Below are 15,842 nucleotides of genomic sequence, written 5' to 3'. Positions count from 1 at the left end.
GGTTGCGTGGCGGGATCGCAGGACGATCAGGGCAGGCACGTGGGCGCGATTCCGACCACGCCCGCCACGGAACCCACCTCTCACCCCGGCCGGCGCGACGAGTCGCGAACCCGGCGTGTCCGGGCGCTGCTGTGTACCGCGCCGTTGCACGAGCTGCAGACGGCACGTGCGAGCCGGGGTGGCATCTTCACGAGGCTCGACTGCTATGACCTCGCGCTCGGCGCCATTGACTTCGTCGTCGACCACATGGGCTTCGACACCGGCGCTGACCCCGAAGCCGTCGTCGGCCATCTCTTCGGCGAGATTGTTGACTGGGTGCCCGACGCCGCCGAGGACGAGGCCGAGGCTGCGGCCCGCGCCATCAACGAGGTCCTCATCCGCCCGCAGCGGGGCCTGTATAGCGAGCCCGATGACGCGACCCGCCGCCCGTTTGACTTCGCCCTCCTCCGCGAAGAGCCCGCACCCGAGGGCATCCGCGTCACCGCGACGGACGAGGCCGTCAACGTCCTGGTCGGCGCGCTCGACACTGAGGTTGCGTCCGCGGTCGCGGCTGCCGAGGCAAAGCTAGAGTCGCTGCTGTCGCGCAGACGGTTCGGTGAGGCCGAGCAGGCCGCTCGCGACGCCCGCATCCGGTCCATCCAGTGGATGGCTGAGGTGCGGCGGATCATCGCTGACACCCGGCTGGACGTCCGCCGAGCCGGCTGGGGTGAGGACATCCCCGCCAAGCTGAACGAGATCATCGACGACCTCGCCAAGCAGATGGTTGTCGAGCGCCGGATGCTCGAGGCGATGCGGCACAACCGCGACACGACCGACCGGCCCGACCTCGCCCAGAGCACGCAGCGGCTGATCGCCGTCGTCGAGGACTGCCTGAACCGCCACCGGGAGCTGCACAGCCGCGTGATGGATGCGTCCGAGACGTTCTTCGTCGAGCACGCCCGGCAGGCGTTCCAGCCGAGGTCGTCGCTACGCGCCGTCGACCTCTACGAGCAGCTGTACTTGCCGGTCATGCGGGGCCGCGTCGGCGAGGTCACCGCCATCGTCGAGGCGTTCGCATCCGGCGCGTGGGGCATCGCCGACCTGCGGCTCGCCTCGATGGAGCGGCTGTTGGACATCCTGCTCGCCGACCCGCGTGCCGCAGACGGGCTCGGGGAGGAATTGCCCAATGATGAACTCAGCTCCGCCGATGACCCGCGCCGATTCCGGCCTGAGGCGTGGTCGGCAGCGCAAGCGGTGCTCGACGAGCTCGAAACGCCCGAACGCCTCGCCGACCTCCTCGCGCGCCTGCGGGCGGCCGGCGACGACAGCGCGGGAGAGCTTCTCGGCCTCCTCGCACTCCAGGCCGTCGACCCCGCCCTCGAACAGCTCCGGCGTGTCGCCGAGCCGGTGCTCGCCGCAGCCGATGACGGCGAACGTCTCGACGACGACCTGTATGAGGGCGCCGACCTGCTGCTCGGGTGGCTGAAACCCAATGTCGATTCCCTGATGAAGGCTCGCTCATGAGCGACCTCGACCTGACCGAGATGCGCGAGCTCGCCGACGGTGCCGGCCGGCTCCTGCGCTTCGGGCTCAGCCCCCGACTGCGCCCGAACCGCGATGGTGAGTACAACGCGCTGGTCCTGCGCTACCAGGCCGACCTCACCTTCCAATCGGTCGTGCGCGCCATGGCCACCGGGCAGGGCCTGACGGTCCTCACCTGCGACCGGATGGAAGGCCTCGTCCTTGCCCCGACCGAGGACTCGCCGTACCGCATCCGGCTCGCCGACTACGTACTTCTGCAATCGACAGACATCCGTCTGCTGCACGGCATTGTCCAGGTCGCCATCGCCGCGACCGCCTACCCGACCGCGGCCGCGCTCGAAGACGGCACCCGCCTGGCGTCGGTGTCGGCTACGCAGGTCTACGACCGGGTGCGGGCCATCCTCGATGACGAGCGCGGCGCTGCTGGCCGCGACGACCCGCCCGAGGACGAGCCCGACCTCGAACCGGTCTGGCGCGCCGTGCGACGCCTCCGCCCCGCGGACACCACGCCCGACGGACGCGATACGCCGCACAACGTCATCGGCGCCATCCGTAAGGCACTGCGCTGGCTCGAGGCCAACGGCCTCGCGGATGCTGTCATCGGCGATCCCGACACGTGGCGTCTGCGTGACCGGTATCGGCTGCAGGTGCTCGGCGCCGCAGGTGAGGCCGTGGACCTCCTCCACGCCGACTGGACAGGCGACCACTGATGTACCGCCTCGCCCGCATCCGCCTCGCTGGCGTGGGTCCCGCCGATGCCCGCTTCGACAAGCCTTCCCCCGACGCGCTCCCGTTCGAGGTGAGCTGCATCGGCGCCACCGGCGCGCCGGAAGACAGCCTCATCTGGCTGGAGAACGGCGGCGGCAAGACGGTGTTCCTCGCGCTGCTGTTCCATGTGCTACGGCCCGACAAGGCCACCCAGATCGGCAACGACGAGAAGGGCCGCCGAGCCGACATCCCCGACTTTGTGCTGACCAACGACGTCGCCCACGTCGTGTGCGAGTGGGTCGCCGACGGCAGCGACGCGCGCCTGATCACCGGCCTGGTCGCCGACCGCCGCGGCGCGAACGTCAACCGCACCTGGTACCTCCTCGCCGTCCGTGAAGGCGCCGCCACGCTGGATGACCTCGCCTTCGATGTCGACGGCCGTCGCGTCTCCGCCGCCCGCTACGTCGAGTCGCTCGAGCAACTCGCGTCCGAAGCCGGCAAGAGCGGCCGCAAGCATCGTGTCGAGCTGACCAAGACGGCCGTGCAACGCCAGTGGTTCGAGACGCTCGCCGACCACGACCTCGACCCCGCCCTGTTCGAGTACCAGGTGCGGATGAACCGGTCCGAGAGCGGCGCCACCTCGCTGTTCAGATTCACGTCAGCCGAGAAGTTCGTCGAGTTCTTCCTACAGCTGACGATGAACCCCGACACCGTCGCCGCGCTCACCGAGGAACTCGGCCGCGTCGCCGACAAGGTGTCGTCCCTCCCGCACAAGGAGCTTGAGCTCGCACACGCTAGCGGCACTGTCGAGCGGCTTTCGAAGCTCGCCAGCGCATGGTCGGAGTTCGAGACCGCCGACGCAGCCCGCACCCAGGCACAGCAGCGCGCCGAGTTCCTGCACGACCGGCTCGCGGCAGCGGTCGCCAGGGCCAGTGCGGTGCTCGCCGCCGCCGAGAAGCAGGTCGAGCTCGCAGAGGCCGAGCGGGTCGCCGCCGACAAACAGCGCCGCGAGAGCGACACGCGCGCCAAGACGGTCGCCATCGCGCTCGCCGACGCGCGGGTCGCCGCGATCCAAGCCGCGGTCGAAACCGCAGCGGCTGCCGCAGCGGCTTCGACCCTCACCGCCGATGCGTGGCCGCGCGTCCCGCAGATGCTGCGACGATCCGCGCTTGCCGGCGAGATCACCCAGGTCCGCGTCGCGCTCGACGCGGCGAACGAGGACGCGGCGCCGCTGCGGGAGCGGCGCGACGCGCTGCTGCGGACCCTGCGCGGCGTCCTCGACGCGCAGGTCCGCGCCGCCGACGCCGAACTCACCAAAGCCACCGAGCAGTGGCGGGCCGCTGACGAAGCCGAACGCGAAGCGGACCGCGCACTGGCCGACGCCACAGGCGCAGGGAAGGAACTCGACGGACGCATCCGCGAGATCACCCGTCAGGTCGAGGCCCACTACGAAGCGGTCAAGGCCGCCGTCATCGCCGGCCTCCTGACCATAGGTGTCGCACCGCGAGACACCCTCGGCCAGGCGCGCACCGAGGTAGCGTCGGCGGCGAGCGAGGTCGAGCGGCTCAAGGACGTCCGCGGCGAGTTCGCCGGGGAACTCCCCAAGCTCCGCAGCCGGCTCACCCGCGCCGCTGACGAGGCATCGCAGGCAGAGCAACGCCATGCGCAAAAGCGCCACGCCGTCGCTGGCGTGCTCGACGAACGAGCGCGGCTGGCGGCGCATCCGCTGCTGGCCGAACTCGGCGCCGAAGACGCCGACCTGGAGCTGGTCGGTGCGGACCTCGCGAACCGCGTCGCAGCCGAAGCCGACCGTCAGCGTGCCCTCGCGATCGCCGGCGTCGCCGCCACCGCCGAGGACCAGCGCGCTGCCGACACGCTCGATCGCGACCGGCTCCTCCCCGCACGTGCCGAGGTCGAGGCGTTGTGCCGCACCCTCGCCAAGGAGCGCGTCACCTCTGCCGTGCCCGGTTGGCGGTATCTGGTCGAAGCAGTGCCGACGGCGCAGCACGCGGCCGCCATCGCTGCGCACCCCGCACTCGTCGATGGGATCGTCGTTGCCACCCACGACCTCGACCGTGCCCGCGACGTCCTCGCCGGCACCAACCCGAGCGCGGCGATCCTCATCGCCGCCGGGTCGGTCCTCGCCGACACCGGCGCACCAGCCGCGGCTGGCTGGGTCGTCCCACCCGCCGCTGCGCTGCACGACCGCTCCGCCGCGGAAGCTGAGCTCGACCGCCGACAAGACCGCATCGCCAAGTCCGAGGCGCAAGCCGAGGACATCGCCGCCGCCGAGCACACCGCACGCGCCCTGGCCGATGCCCTGACCACCCACCTCGACGCCTGGCCGACCGGCGCCCTTCCGGCGGCGGTCGCCGAGCGAGACGAGCTCGAACGAGCGGCGGCCGCCGCCCGCACCGCCGCCGTCGACGCCCGCACCGCGGTGGAGACCGTCGAAGGCTGGCTGGAGGAGACCGACGGCCAACTCGAACACCAGCGCACCCGGCTCCGCAGCGCCGAGGGGCTAACCGCACGGCTGGAGCAGCTCGCAACCGCCGCCGACACGACCGCCAAGGCCGAGCGCGAACTCGCCTCCCTCCAGAAGGAGCGCACCGGGCTGGCGAAGGCGGCCGACTGCGCGCTGGCTGCGCGCACCGCCGAGCGCGACCGCCGCGAGGCCGCAGCGGCTCGAAAGGCGACGGCGCAACAGGCGCTCGATGGCGCCAGCCAGGTGCTCGCGGGCCTGCCCGAGGTGGGCGACGGGCCGGCCGCACCGCTCGCCAACCTCGCGGAGCTGCGCGCTGGCTACGAGAGCACCGTGCGGAACGTCGCCGAGACGACCACCGACTCGGAGCTGTCACGGCAACTGGCTCGCCTGGAACGCGACCGCACCGACGCCGAAACAGAGTGGCAGGCGCTCGACGGGCAGCTCCGATCCCGCGTTGAGGAACTCGCCGCATCACCCGCTGCCGTCGACCCGGTCGCCCGCCGGACCGCGGACCAAGAGGCACGCCGCGCCGCCCGCGAGGCCGCGAACATCCATGCCCGGGCGCTGAGCCGACTCGACATCGCCAAGGCAACACGCCGCAGCCTGCCCGATCCTGAGCCGACCTGGCCGGTCGAGCCGTTCGACATCCCCACTGACCTCCCCGCCCTCGAGGCGTTCTCCATCTCGCTCGAAGCTGAGGCTGCCCGGACGCGAGAGCAGCGCACAATCGCGATCGACAAGGTCACTGCGGCCAAGACCGGCCGCGACACCAGGCTGGGTGAGCACGACGCGCTCGCCGCGCAGGTTGCCGGCCTCACCCACGGCGTCGGCGAGCGTGAGGTCCGGCCCGCCAGCCCATTCGAGGGCGACGCCGCCGCGGAGGTCAAATCAGCGCTCAGGGCCATCACCGACGCCGGCCACATCCGTGAGGACGCGGACCTCAACTGGCGCCGGGCTGCCACTGCGGTCGCTCGCTGGGCGCGGGACGAGAAGTGGAAGGAACTCACCGGCGACCTCGCACGCCGCCTCCGCGACGAGGATCCGGATCTGCTCGCCCGGGACGCCGCTGAGATGCTGGCCCAGACCCGGATCCTTGAAGACCGCCTCCGCGACAACATCGGCAAGCTCGACACTCACCGGCAGATGCTCCTTACAAGCCTCGGTGATGCGGTGTCCGAAGCCACCCGTAGCCTCCGCATCGCCCGCAAGAAAAGCGAGCTGCCCGCCGGTCTGGGTGATTGGTCGCACCAGCCATTCCTCAAGATCGGCTGCGAGCTCGCCAAGGACCGCACCGAGCTCGACGCCCGGCTGCGTCGCTACATCAACGATCTCCTTGAGCGCGCCTCAACGGTCGGCCTGCCGACCGGCGCCGACTTGGTCTGTCAGGCCGTGCTGGCATGCGCGGAGAGGACGGTGACGGTCGAGGTGCTGAAACCGAACAAGGCCCAGCGCCTCCGCTACGTCCCCATCACCGAGACGGCGACCCTATCCGGCGGCATGCGCGCCACCGCGGCCATCGCCATGTTCTGCACGCTCGCAAAGGTCCGCGCGGCCAACCGCACCGGCCGGGTCGGCGTCGGCACACTCGTGCTCGACAACCCCCTCGGCGACGCCAACGCCACGTACCTCGTCGCGCTGCAGCGCCTCGTCGCCCAGATGAGCGATGTGCAGCTCGTCTACGCGACCGGCGTCAACGACATGGATGCACTCCGACTGTTCCCGGTCGTCACCCGCCTCACCAACGAGGCCGCAAAACGCAGCCACCTCGCCTACGTCGTCGCCGACGAGGCGTTCCTCAAGCGGCTCGCGCCCGCCGATGGCGACAACGCCATCATCACGGGCGCCCGCCTGGTCCGTAGACAGCAGCCGCTGCTCGCCGTCGATCTCCCATCGCTCGCCGATGACGAGGAGGACGACGTGTAGATGACGCTGTACGAGCGTGTCATCGAGGAGCTCCGCTCGATGGCGGGACGTCGCAAGCGGCTCCTCGCCGCCGAGTGTGACGACGCCCTCCTCGAGGTTGCGCCGCAGCTGCAGTATGACCCCGACCGCCGGCGACGGCTTCGCGAGGTGCTCTCCGACCTCAGCGACCTGGGCGAACTCACCTGGTCCGCGTCACGCGACCGCCGTATCCGACCCGAGTTGCCCGCCTTCGTCACGCTCATCGACCCGTCCGACGAAGCGCACCTCGGCGCCACCGTGCCGCACCTGCCATGGCGGCCCGAACTCGAATGGGCCTACAAGCTCCAGCTATCCGCTGCCGAGCGCGACGTCCTCGCCGCCGTGCAGGCATACCGGCGCGATCGTGAACCCAACGCCGAGGTCATCCCGCACCGCGAGCGGTCCCTCCAGTTGTTCGGTGACGAGAAACGTATCGACCGGCTAACCAGTGGCCGGCTGTTCAGACCCGGCCACCTCAGCCTCAAGGACCTCGACTGCTTCTGGGCTGCGCCGCCGATCGCCTGGAATGACACCGGCGGCGTCGGGCCAGTCGTCGTGTCCGAGAATGCCGCCAGCTACCACACGCTCGTACGCGTCCTCACCGGCACGGCCCGAGCCGTCGCGTACGGCGCCGGCAGTGCCTTCGCCCAGAGCGTCGCCAGCCTCGGCGGGATCGATGGCATCTCCGCTGTCCACTATGTCGGTGACCTCGACCCCGAGGGACTTGCCATCCCGCAACGAGCTGCTCGTGCTGCAGTCGCGGCCGGGGTCCCGGTCCCAGCGCCGTGCGAGGACCTGTGGTCGACCCTCGTCGATCTGGCCGGCGACTACGGACAAACGGTGCAGCCCATTCCGACGGAGGTGGCAACGGAGCTGTGCGTGTGGTTCGGACGCTCAGACCTTCGCGCGGCGGTCCAGCGCCTCCTCGAGGCAGGTGTGCGGGTCCCTCAAGAGGCACTGACCGCACAGCGCCTCCACACCACCCATCGCCAAGATCGTTGATCCGGACCGGCGGTTCTCAGGGAGCTCACTCCACCAGGCTTCGGCTCTGCGGGCAGTGGAGTGGCTTCCGGCCTCGTATTCGGGTCCGCTGGAACTCCTGCTCGCAGGTGACACAGACCAGCGTCTCAATCTCGGGCTGGTGTGGCTTGGAGGTTCTTGAACCGGACGGCCGAGGTCTTGGTTGGAGCCTTGCCTGGAAGCTGTCTGCCCGCTTCCGTAGGTCCTCAACGGCCTCGGGGCGAGCGCAATCGTCGCCATTGACGGCGATTGCCCGCTCCCCCCACGACAGGGCCTGCTCGAAGTTCTTGGCCTTCTGCTGTCGGATCGTCATCTGCTTGTAGGGTCTCCAGCACGGCACCTGGCCCCACTTGGCGATGAACGCTGCCCGGATGCCATCCATCTCTGAGTCGTGCTGGCGACAGGCCGCGTCGTACTCATCCAGGGCCGACGCGGAGGCGTCCCGGGACTGATAGAGCAGGGCCTCCAGGTGGGCGTGAATGAAGTGCCGGTCGATGACATCCGACGCGCGCTCCAGGAGCTGGCGGGTGGCGGGTGATCGACGGGTGAACGAGCCGCTGACCGCGTGAACGGTCGGTGATCGAACCGATGCGCCGCCACCACGGTGGGAGACGGGCGATCCGAGCACGGGCTGCCTGGCCGGGCTGGGCATAGCAGGTCATACGCCAAGGGTGGCGATGAACAGCCAGGCCGCCTTGGCCAGGAACCTCCCCGAGGGCAGTGGCGCAGCGCGGCACCGTGTTTCAAGTCGCGGATCGCGGGCTTGTAGACGGCGTGGCGGCGGTGGTCGGCGTCCAGCCAGACGGCGCTGCCCTCGCGGTCGGTACGAACGCGTGGTAGCGGTGAGGTCCGACGACAGCGGGTCCTGGGAACCGATTAACGAGTACGAGCAGGTCGTGTGCCTGGACTCTGGAGCCGACAGCCCGGTCGGTGCGGCTGGGCGACCGAGAGGTGCCGGCAACTTCGGTGCCGGCCGGGCAATCTTGGCCTCAAGGGGTTGACCGAATAGTCGCCTCTGAGCTGTTATGTACTGGACGGAGTGCGGACGACCTCGCCACAGCCAACTGACGCGACTTGGTGGAGACATGGCTCACATCGAAGCTTCTCAGCTGTCTAGTCTTGCAGATACCCTTCGGAGGGTCCCGTGTCCCTTCGCTCGCGACTCGAGGGTAGAAGTTCTCTCCTCGGCATCACGGAATGGAGGCGCCGATTGGCACACCTACGTAGGCGCTGTGGCCGAGCTTCTGGAACGTACGGGCGCGGCAGCAGACGTGGTGGCGTGTCCCCTGCCGGTTTCTCAGGAAGCACTACCTGATGGCCTGCTCACTCAGGCCGTCCACACTGTCCTTGCAGGTGCCGTAGTGCACAGCGGCGAGCCACTACTCACGCTCTACAGCGAAATCGAGACGCCCCGCTGGGAGTACCGACTCTTCGGGGTAGACTATTTCCCGCTTGTGATGGCGCCCGTGTACCCATGCAGCCACCCTCGCTTTATCCAGTTTCCCCGGCCAGTCTTGTTGTTTCAACCAGAAGCGTCGTTCGCCCGCCGCGGAATCTCCTCATCCAGCCAGAACCGGGCACGACTGTCCAGTCGATGCGAGCGATCCTTTGAGCGGTCGGCTCGAGACTACTTCGGAGACATCACTAGGAAGTCTCCAAAGGCTCACCGCGTGATCAAACCCTTGCTGGTTCAATCTCCACCTATCCGCTGGTGGCGCTCTGACCTATCCGCAGCGGTCCCAGTCAGCCCGAAGGGCAGCCTACCCAATCAAGTCAACAGGAGGCTCAATGCAGGAATCTCTCTTTGACTCGCTGACTTTGACACCCTTGCGGGCAGACCGAGAGCTAGTTAGGTTCCTGCAGGATCTAATTGCAGCATACCAACGCGGGGAGCTGGGTGGCACATCTCACGAAGTGCATCCCAATCTGTCGCACGGCTCACGGGAGAACTATCTCTATTTCACCCTGGCGCCGTCCATCAACTTCCAGCGCAAATCAGAGGCACTCTGGCGAGCCGCTGACCGAACATATCGTGACCCGGCAACGCGGTTCATCTTTTTCCCGGAAGAGGCACGGCGTGGGCGAGCTGCCTACGCAGAAGCGCTAGGCAAGCACTCTCTGGCCGTGCTTCGCGACAAGCACACAGATATATGGTTCACAATTTCGCAAACTCTCGCTGACCGTTATGACGCGGACCCAAGGACACTGCTAGGCCAAGCAGACTATGACGTCCTGTACGTTCGGAGCCTCGTGCTTCGCGATAAGAAGGCGTTCCCGTACCTGAGCGGACCTAAGCTCCTGAACTATTGGCTTTACATGCTTACTTGCTTCACTGATGCACGCCTCAAGCATCGTGAAGCCATTACCATTATACCGGACACCCATGTAACTCAGGCGTCGGTTCGGCTCGGCGTAGTACCTCCCTCTGTCAGCAGTGAAGCGGTAGCGGGAGTATGGACACATCTCCTCGCCGGTACTGGCATCGTACCTATAGATCTACATGCTCCCCTTTGGCGGTGGAGCCGAATGGGCTTTCCTGCAGTACAACGATCACAGAGGTAATGATGCTGACGGCAAGTGCGTGGGGCCAGCCATCAGCTAGGTATTACCGCTTTCTGCGGAAGGCAGAGCGACTCTATGGCTCCAAGCGACGGCTGGTGGTTGTAGGATGCGCAGACGGCAAGTTTGTACTGCCAGCGGCTCGACGAGGCTGGGAGGTGATTGCCGTTGAGATAGACGAACGGATGGTTTCCGGCTGTTCTGCGGCACCAGAGGACGGAATAGACCGCCGAGTCCCAGGACTGCTTTCCCGACTCTCGACTGAAGGACTTGCTGAACGAGTTTCAGTTCGAGTAAGCGACTTCATGACTGAGGGCGGCATCGGAAACTGCGACGCACTCTGGACAAGCGGTTGCCTTCAGTACTCGCGCAACAGCGTATACGATATTTCAGAGATTACAGATCGGCTTCGCTCGTTTCTCCACGTTGAGGGTGTGGCCTACTGCGAATATATGATTCCCGACGAGCCCAAACTCGTCGGGCGCCCTAATTGTCCTCCAGTCGACTGGTGGAGCACCGTCTTCCCGCGTCGAGGCTGGCGAATCGTTGGTCATACGGTCGCCTTCGACGTTCCGGAGGGCCCACATCCCTACGTACCGCTTCCACACAGACACTCATGGGGCCGGCTATCTGCGGTTAGACTCCGACAGTATGGCTAGTCTGTACCTCATATCGGGCCTTCCTGGCATTGGCAAGACGAGCGTCGTGTCCCAACTGTGCAACAGATATCCTGATACATACGAACGCTTACACTTCGGTGCTCTACTTCGTGAGGTCGTCGAACAGCACTCCTCCGCGACGATGGCGCACGCTGAGTTCCGAGCCCGGTTCCGCGAGCTGGTGACGCGCGAGGTCATTGAGTCAGCGACGCTGTCCACTCGCCGGCAAGTGGATAACTCCCCAGCACCAGTTTGCCTTCTTGACTCTCACGCCGTAAGTCCGACAATTGCGGGAATCAGATGTACTCCGGATAGCCCAGAGCGACTTCGATTACTAGGGCTTGCAGGTATCGTTCACCTCGCTCTGGCTGGGGCTCTTGAACGGGTGCTTGCGAACGGCGAGATCGACGGAAGGGTCATGATGTCAGAGGCGGAGGCTGAAGTCGCCGAGCAAGCACAGCTGGCAACGATCGTGATTTACGCGGCAATGAGCGACTGTCCCGCCGTCATTGTCGACTCCTCTGGTCCGGTTGAGGGAGTGGCTGAGAGAGTTGATGGAGCCATCAGGGCGTCGCGCGACTGGGGCATCGTACGTGGAGAGTAAAGGCCCCTGGACAACGGTGGAGGCGATGCGGCTCGCATATCAACGACGTTTGGCGCTCGGGATGCCTCAGCACGTCCTATTCCACTATCAGAGCCACGCCCAGTACGTCGCTAAGTTGGCCGCCTACTCCAATAGGCTCCAAATCCTGGGGCACTCAGTTGGGAGGTTACTGGACGTAGGATGCGGTTCTGGTGAGCTGCTTCGCTACTACGAACCGCTTGAGGGCTACCTCGGCATCGACGTGGTCCCCGGGTTCATTGACTATGCCCGGACCAGGTTCCCGGATTATTCATTCCAGTGTGCGGATATCCTACGCACGAGTGTTGAGGAGAAGTTCGATACGGTCGTTATGGTCGGGTTATTGGGTCGAAGCCCACATCCTCTTCCGCTTGTCAGCACGGCTGCGCGCCTCGCCCAGAGTCATCTAGTCTTCGACTTCCTGGGTGACGAAGGAAGCGCACACGCCGTGGCGCATTTGCGAACGCTGTCGCGACACAGCGTTCTCAAGGTGGTCCGGGATGTCGGCTTGCGTGTCGTTGAGGAGGCTCAGCTCGGCACGTCAACCCGAATCGTAACTGCTTCTCAATGACCACATCGGTCAGCGCTCGTAACTACCGACGGGTTGCAGGTCGGGTAACTGCTGCCCTGTCTCGGACGCCTGACTGGTCCTTGAGACCGGCTGGCCACTTGGGTTCAACTGTGCGAGGCTCACCGTCGTGTCGAGGACGGTTCCGTGCCCGAGCAGGAGAACCGAAGTGGTCCTCTTCAGCAGGACGCAGGCAAACTAGCAGGACGTATGCTACCGAGGGGTGAAGCCGATGGACCAGACCCAGCTCTCTCTCGACCTGGGTGAGATGTTGGCGCCGACGGCGTCTGGTCGCGCCCGACGACGGCGAACCACGGGCCGGTCGGTCGTGACCAGCTGTGGACTCGAGTCCAATTACCGCGGTATGGGGTCACCTGCCGCAGCGGTCGCGGCCTTCCACGTCGCGTTCGACCTGTCCCGACGGCTCACGCCTAATATCGTGGACGTGTCGGAAGACCTCATTCAACTACGCATCGCATTGCTTGAAGAGGAGGTCGCTGAGTTCCGAGAAGCCGCACAGCGGCGCGACCTCGTTGGCGTGGCGGATGGACTGGCTGATATCGTCTACGTTGCCTACGGTGCCGCCATATGCTTTGGCATCGATCTAGACGCCGTCATCGCTGAGGTGCACCGTGCGAACATGACCAAGCTAGGTGAAGATGGCCGGCCGGTCCTGCGAGCTGACGGAAAGGTCTGTAAGTCCAATCGATACCGCTCGCCAGATATCGCTGCGGTGCTCGCTGAAGCTAGGGTTGACCCGATGACCAGTATAGCCTCCGGCTCCTAGCTGACAACTGTCCGAGTTAACCTTCCCCGGGGAGTCCAGGTCCGTGGGCTGTGGCTCGCATTGACCTGCCGGCGGTGCAGTCGCCCGGTCGGGTCGCTGCCTGTTGCCGGGCCGCCGGGTTGTGACTACCCGACTATGCTGTCGTTCGTCAGCTATGCCCGGCGGTTGCGATGGTGGCGGCAGTGATGGTCGGCGACGGTAACGTCTGGATCCCGCTGCGGGGCAGGTATCGCATGGGGTGTAGATGTCCACGATCATCGCCACGGTGTGTGCCCCAGCGGTTCGCTGACGGCCTTGGGGTGTACGCCGATCTGGAGGGCCAATTGGCCTGGGTGTGGCGCAGATCGTGGAAGCGGATCCGGGCAGCCCGGCGCGGCAGATGTGCCGGTCGAGCCGCCGACGGACGTACTCGAGTGCAGCGGGGCGCCGTCCTCGCGGGTGAAGACGAATTCACCTGTCGGCCAGGAGGGGCCGGCCGCCAGCAGCGAGCCCCAACGGCATGGGTTCCAGCCCACCGACGCGGTAGGGCTGGAGCGGCCATGCGTCCGCCCTCCAGACTACACAGACAGCGCCGAGACCTACGCGGAGGACAACCGCACCGACGGGAGGATGAGCTGGATGCGGCCGATCCCAGCCCGCTGAACGTCGTCACCACTCAGGCGGCCTGCTCAACCTCGATATCATCGAGAAGACTCCGCAGAGTGCGGGTGTTGAGCTTCCGCACGTCGGCGGTCAGGTAGTGCTCGTTGATGAGCTCGCGGAGTTCGAGTGCCCGCCGCAGCCGGTCCATCTCGGCGGTGGGGCGCCACGGCTCCGGCCGCGTGAGGAGCTGGCTCATCTCGTGCGCACGTGCGTGCAGGTAGTGCTCACGCGGGTCGCGTGCCGGTCCCGCGACGCTTTGCCCGCAGCTGCCGAGCCGGCAGCCGATGCGCGTTCGGATGTCGGTGTTGTCCAACAGCGCGGCACCTGCCTTGCGGCTCAGCGTCACCGCGGGACCGGGCAGGTAGATCCCGGCTGTCGCACCGAAACGGCCGCCGCCCTCGTCACCGTTGGTCGGCTTCAGTGGCGTCTTCTGTCGGCTGATCATCTCGGCGTGGTTGACCTTCTCGCGGAGGCCTATGCCCACCGAGTAGTGCGCTACATGGCCGAGCGCAACGGCGACCTGGCCGATGTTGCCGGAGAAGCCGAGGACGACCTCCATGCCAGCGTCCCTGAATGTGTCGGCGAGGCGGAAGACTGAGCGGATCTTCGCGACACTCTCGTTGTCACCCCCCAGGGGCGATACCCGTAGGTCGAGCAGCCGTACCCCGGCCTGCGCGTACTCCGTAGCCAGGCGGATGGCGGCCGTCTCGCCGTACCTGCGAGCAAGAACGAGCGTGGCGCGTACCGGCTTGTCCGTCTCGTGGACCGTGGCCTCGGCCAACGCAACGTTGAGGTTCGCGGAGCGATCGTCGTGAACGTAGAAGTGCGGCGGTGTGGTGACAGTCGTCGTCTCGGGATGCGCCTCGACAAGCTGGCCGACAAGAGTGGCCCGCGCGCTGGCGTCGCTTGCGAGCCGGTTGACGTCGTACGGAGCGCCGTCATCGTAGGTCAAGCCCTCTAGCTCGAAGCCGATGTCGGCGAGCCGCTCCGTCGCCGGATCGAACAGCACGTTCACACCGGCCTCCCGGGCCGCCTCGGCTGCGCCCTGCTGGTGCCGGGCAGCCATGGTGTCAAGCGTGATCGCCGACACGCCGCCCGGCTGGCGGACAAGGAAGTCCTCGACCTTGTTGTGGTCCTGCCGGCCGAGCCTGAACTCCACTCCCACGACGGATCCTCGCCTCCTACGTCTAGCTCCCGATGTAAGCAGCTGACATACTATGCGACAGACAGCATGACAGAGTACACGACAGAAGGGGATATGACGATGGCTGCGCGCGAGCCCAGTGCGCTTGCCCACAAGGTCACGGACCTGATCTCGATGCTCGGGCTCACGCACGAGGAGATCGGGGGCATCGTGGAGGCGTCGGCGCGGTCGGTCTCCCGCTGGTCGAGCGGGGAAGTCGTCCCGCAGCGTCTCAACAAGCAGAGGCTGGTGGAACTCGCCTACGTGGCCGAGGCAGTCGCCCATGTGTTGCCACGCGACCAAGCGAACCTCTGGATGTTTACACCAAACCGACTGCTTGACCATGACACCCCGGCCGACCGTATCCGCGCTGGCAGGTACAAGGACGTTCTCGATCTTATCGAGGCGATTGCGGACGGTGTCGTGGTGTGAGCGCCACCTGGACGAGGACGTTGTACAGCGGGTAGATGACCTCGGCCCGACGTCATGGTCGGGCGAGGCATACCGCCACACTAGCCGGGGCCGTGACCCACTGTCCGGTGTGGGCGCTCGTCTGTTCGGGGGGAGATGGAATCCGCGGGACGTCTTCCCGACGATCTACCTGGCGCAACCGCTCGCGACGTGCATTGGGGAGTTCGACCGGCTAGCCGTAGCCAACAGCATCGACCCGCTCGCCATGCTGAAGCGTCCCCACGAGCTGCACACGGTGACAGCAACCGATCTGCAGATTCTCGATCTTCGCGAGGAGAAATCGCTGAGCTACGTGGGACTCGCCCCCGAGGACATCGCCGACGACGACCGGACGGCCTGCCAGGCCGTCGGACACGCTGCCTGGTTCCTTCAGATGAGCGGCGTTGTCGCACCATCCGCAACCGGTAAGGGCCTCGTCATCGCCGTCTTCGAGAATCGATTGCGACCCGGTCAGCTGCGGCTCGAGCGCACGACCGAACTCGACGAGAACACGTATGGCGACGCTCGCTCAGGCGCCTTAGAACTCCTAACAGAGTGACGCGGTGCAGCGCCACCACGGTCTTCCCGGTGCCCGGGCCGCCCTCGATCACCAGCACCTCGGGGTGATCGAGCCGGATGATCTCGTCCTGCTCGGCCTGGATCGTCGCCACGATGTCGCGCATCCCGTCACAACGGC

General features: G+C 66.6%; 11 protein-coding genes and 1 pseudogene. 8 read left to right on the top strand and 4 right to left on the bottom strand.

The features are described 5' to 3' along the window. The first annotated feature begins 6 nt into the window (after positions 1-6). Both VG276_14055 and VG276_14050 read left to right on the top strand, forming a co-directional pair. The gene (locus VG276_14055) at positions 7-1,503 is read left to right on the top strand and encodes a hypothetical protein (protein HEV8650492.1); all 1,497 of its coding nucleotides are present in this window, start codon (positions 7-9) and stop codon (positions 1,501-1,503) included. Next, a complete protein-coding gene (locus VG276_14050; GenBank protein HEV8650491.1) occupies positions 1,500-2,231 on the top strand; it encodes a hypothetical protein in 732 nt (243 codons plus the stop codon). Before VG276_14055 ends, VG276_14050 begins: the two co-directional genes overlap by 4 nt. A gap of 188 nt (positions 2,232-2,419) precedes the next feature. Here the strand turns inward: VG276_14050 and VG276_14045 are convergent, their stop codons facing one another. Next, entirely contained in the window at positions 2,420-2,806 is a 387-nt protein-coding gene (locus VG276_14045) for a hypothetical protein (protein HEV8650490.1), read from the bottom strand. Between the two features lie 360 nt (positions 2,807-3,166). On the opposite strand from VG276_14045, the gene VG276_14040 reads away from it, so the two are divergent. Together VG276_14040 and VG276_14035 are read left to right on the top strand one after the other, a co-directional pair. Further along, positions 3,167-6,637: a hypothetical protein gene (locus VG276_14040; protein HEV8650489.1), complete on the top strand. Its 3,471-nt coding sequence runs from the start codon at positions 3,167-3,169 to the stop codon at positions 6,635-6,637. Continuing rightward, positions 6,638-7,657, top strand: coding sequence for a Wadjet anti-phage system protein JetD domain-containing protein (locus VG276_14035; protein HEV8650488.1), 1,020 nt, complete (start codon positions 6,638-6,640; stop codon positions 7,655-7,657). It begins immediately after the preceding gene. 25 nt (positions 7,658-7,682) lie between these two features. Here the strand turns inward: VG276_14035 and VG276_14030 are convergent, their stop codons facing one another. Next, positions 7,683-8,303: a hypothetical protein gene (locus tag VG276_14030; GenBank protein HEV8650487.1), complete on the bottom strand. Its 621-nt coding sequence runs from the start codon at positions 8,301-8,303 to the stop codon at positions 7,683-7,685. Between the two features lie 3,183 nt (positions 8,304-11,486). Between VG276_14030 and VG276_14025 the strand changes: the two genes are divergently transcribed. After that, on the top strand, positions 11,487-12,086 hold the full coding sequence (locus VG276_14025) for a class I SAM-dependent methyltransferase (protein HEV8650486.1): 600 nt from the start codon (positions 11,487-11,489) through the stop codon (positions 12,084-12,086). Between the two features lie 229 nt (positions 12,087-12,315). After that, complete coding sequence (locus tag VG276_14020; GenBank protein HEV8650485.1) at positions 12,316-12,870, top strand: hypothetical protein; 555 nt, start codon at positions 12,316-12,318, stop codon at positions 12,868-12,870. Between the two features lie 655 nt (positions 12,871-13,525). On the opposite strand, the gene VG276_14015 is transcribed toward VG276_14020, so the two are convergent. Further along, positions 13,526-14,677 (bottom strand): hypothetical protein, encoded by a 1,152-nt coding sequence (locus VG276_14015; GenBank protein HEV8650484.1) that lies wholly within the window; start codon positions 14,675-14,677, stop codon positions 13,526-13,528. A 99-nt stretch (positions 14,678-14,776) separates the two neighbouring features. Here VG276_14015 and VG276_14010 point away from each other — a divergent pair, with 99 nt between their 5' ends. Together VG276_14010 and VG276_14005 are read left to right on the top strand one after the other, a co-directional pair. Next, positions 14,777-15,127 carry an antitoxin Xre/MbcA/ParS toxin-binding domain-containing protein gene (locus VG276_14010; GenBank protein ID HEV8650483.1) on the top strand — a complete coding sequence of 117 codons (351 nt, stop codon included), beginning with the start codon at positions 14,777-14,779 and terminating at the stop codon, positions 15,125-15,127. 7 nt (positions 15,128-15,134) lie between these two features. Next, positions 15,135-15,704, top strand: coding sequence for an RES domain-containing protein (locus VG276_14005; protein HEV8650482.1), 570 nt, complete (start codon positions 15,135-15,137; stop codon positions 15,702-15,704). Here VG276_14005 and VG276_14000 read toward each other — a convergent pair. After that, positions 15,703-15,842 (bottom strand): annotated as a pseudogene (locus tag VG276_14000) (DNA/RNA helicase domain-containing protein). The gene VG276_14005 and the pseudogene VG276_14000 overlap by 2 nt on opposite strands.

This window comes from Actinomycetes bacterium (assembly GCA_036000965.1).
Taxonomy (GTDB): domain Bacteria; phylum Actinomycetota; class CALGFH01; order CALGFH01; family CALGFH01; genus DASYUT01.
The sequence above is the reverse complement of the archived record's forward strand: the minus strand, read 5'-3'. Positions and strand labels throughout refer to the sequence as shown.

Coding starts and splice junctions, on each gene's coding strand:
- VG276_14050 (HEV8650491.1), top strand. CDS start 1,500: ATGAGCGACCTCGACCTGACCGAGATGCGCGAGCTCGCCGACGGTGCC.
- VG276_14035 (HEV8650488.1), top strand. CDS start 6,638: ATGACGCTGTACGAGCGTGTCATCGAGGAGCTCCGCTCGATGGCGGGA.
- VG276_14020 (HEV8650485.1), top strand. CDS start 12,316: ATGGACCAGACCCAGCTCTCTCTCGACCTGGGTGAGATGTTGGCGCCG.
- VG276_14010 (HEV8650483.1), top strand. CDS start 14,777: ATGGCTGCGCGCGAGCCCAGTGCGCTTGCCCACAAGGTCACGGACCTG.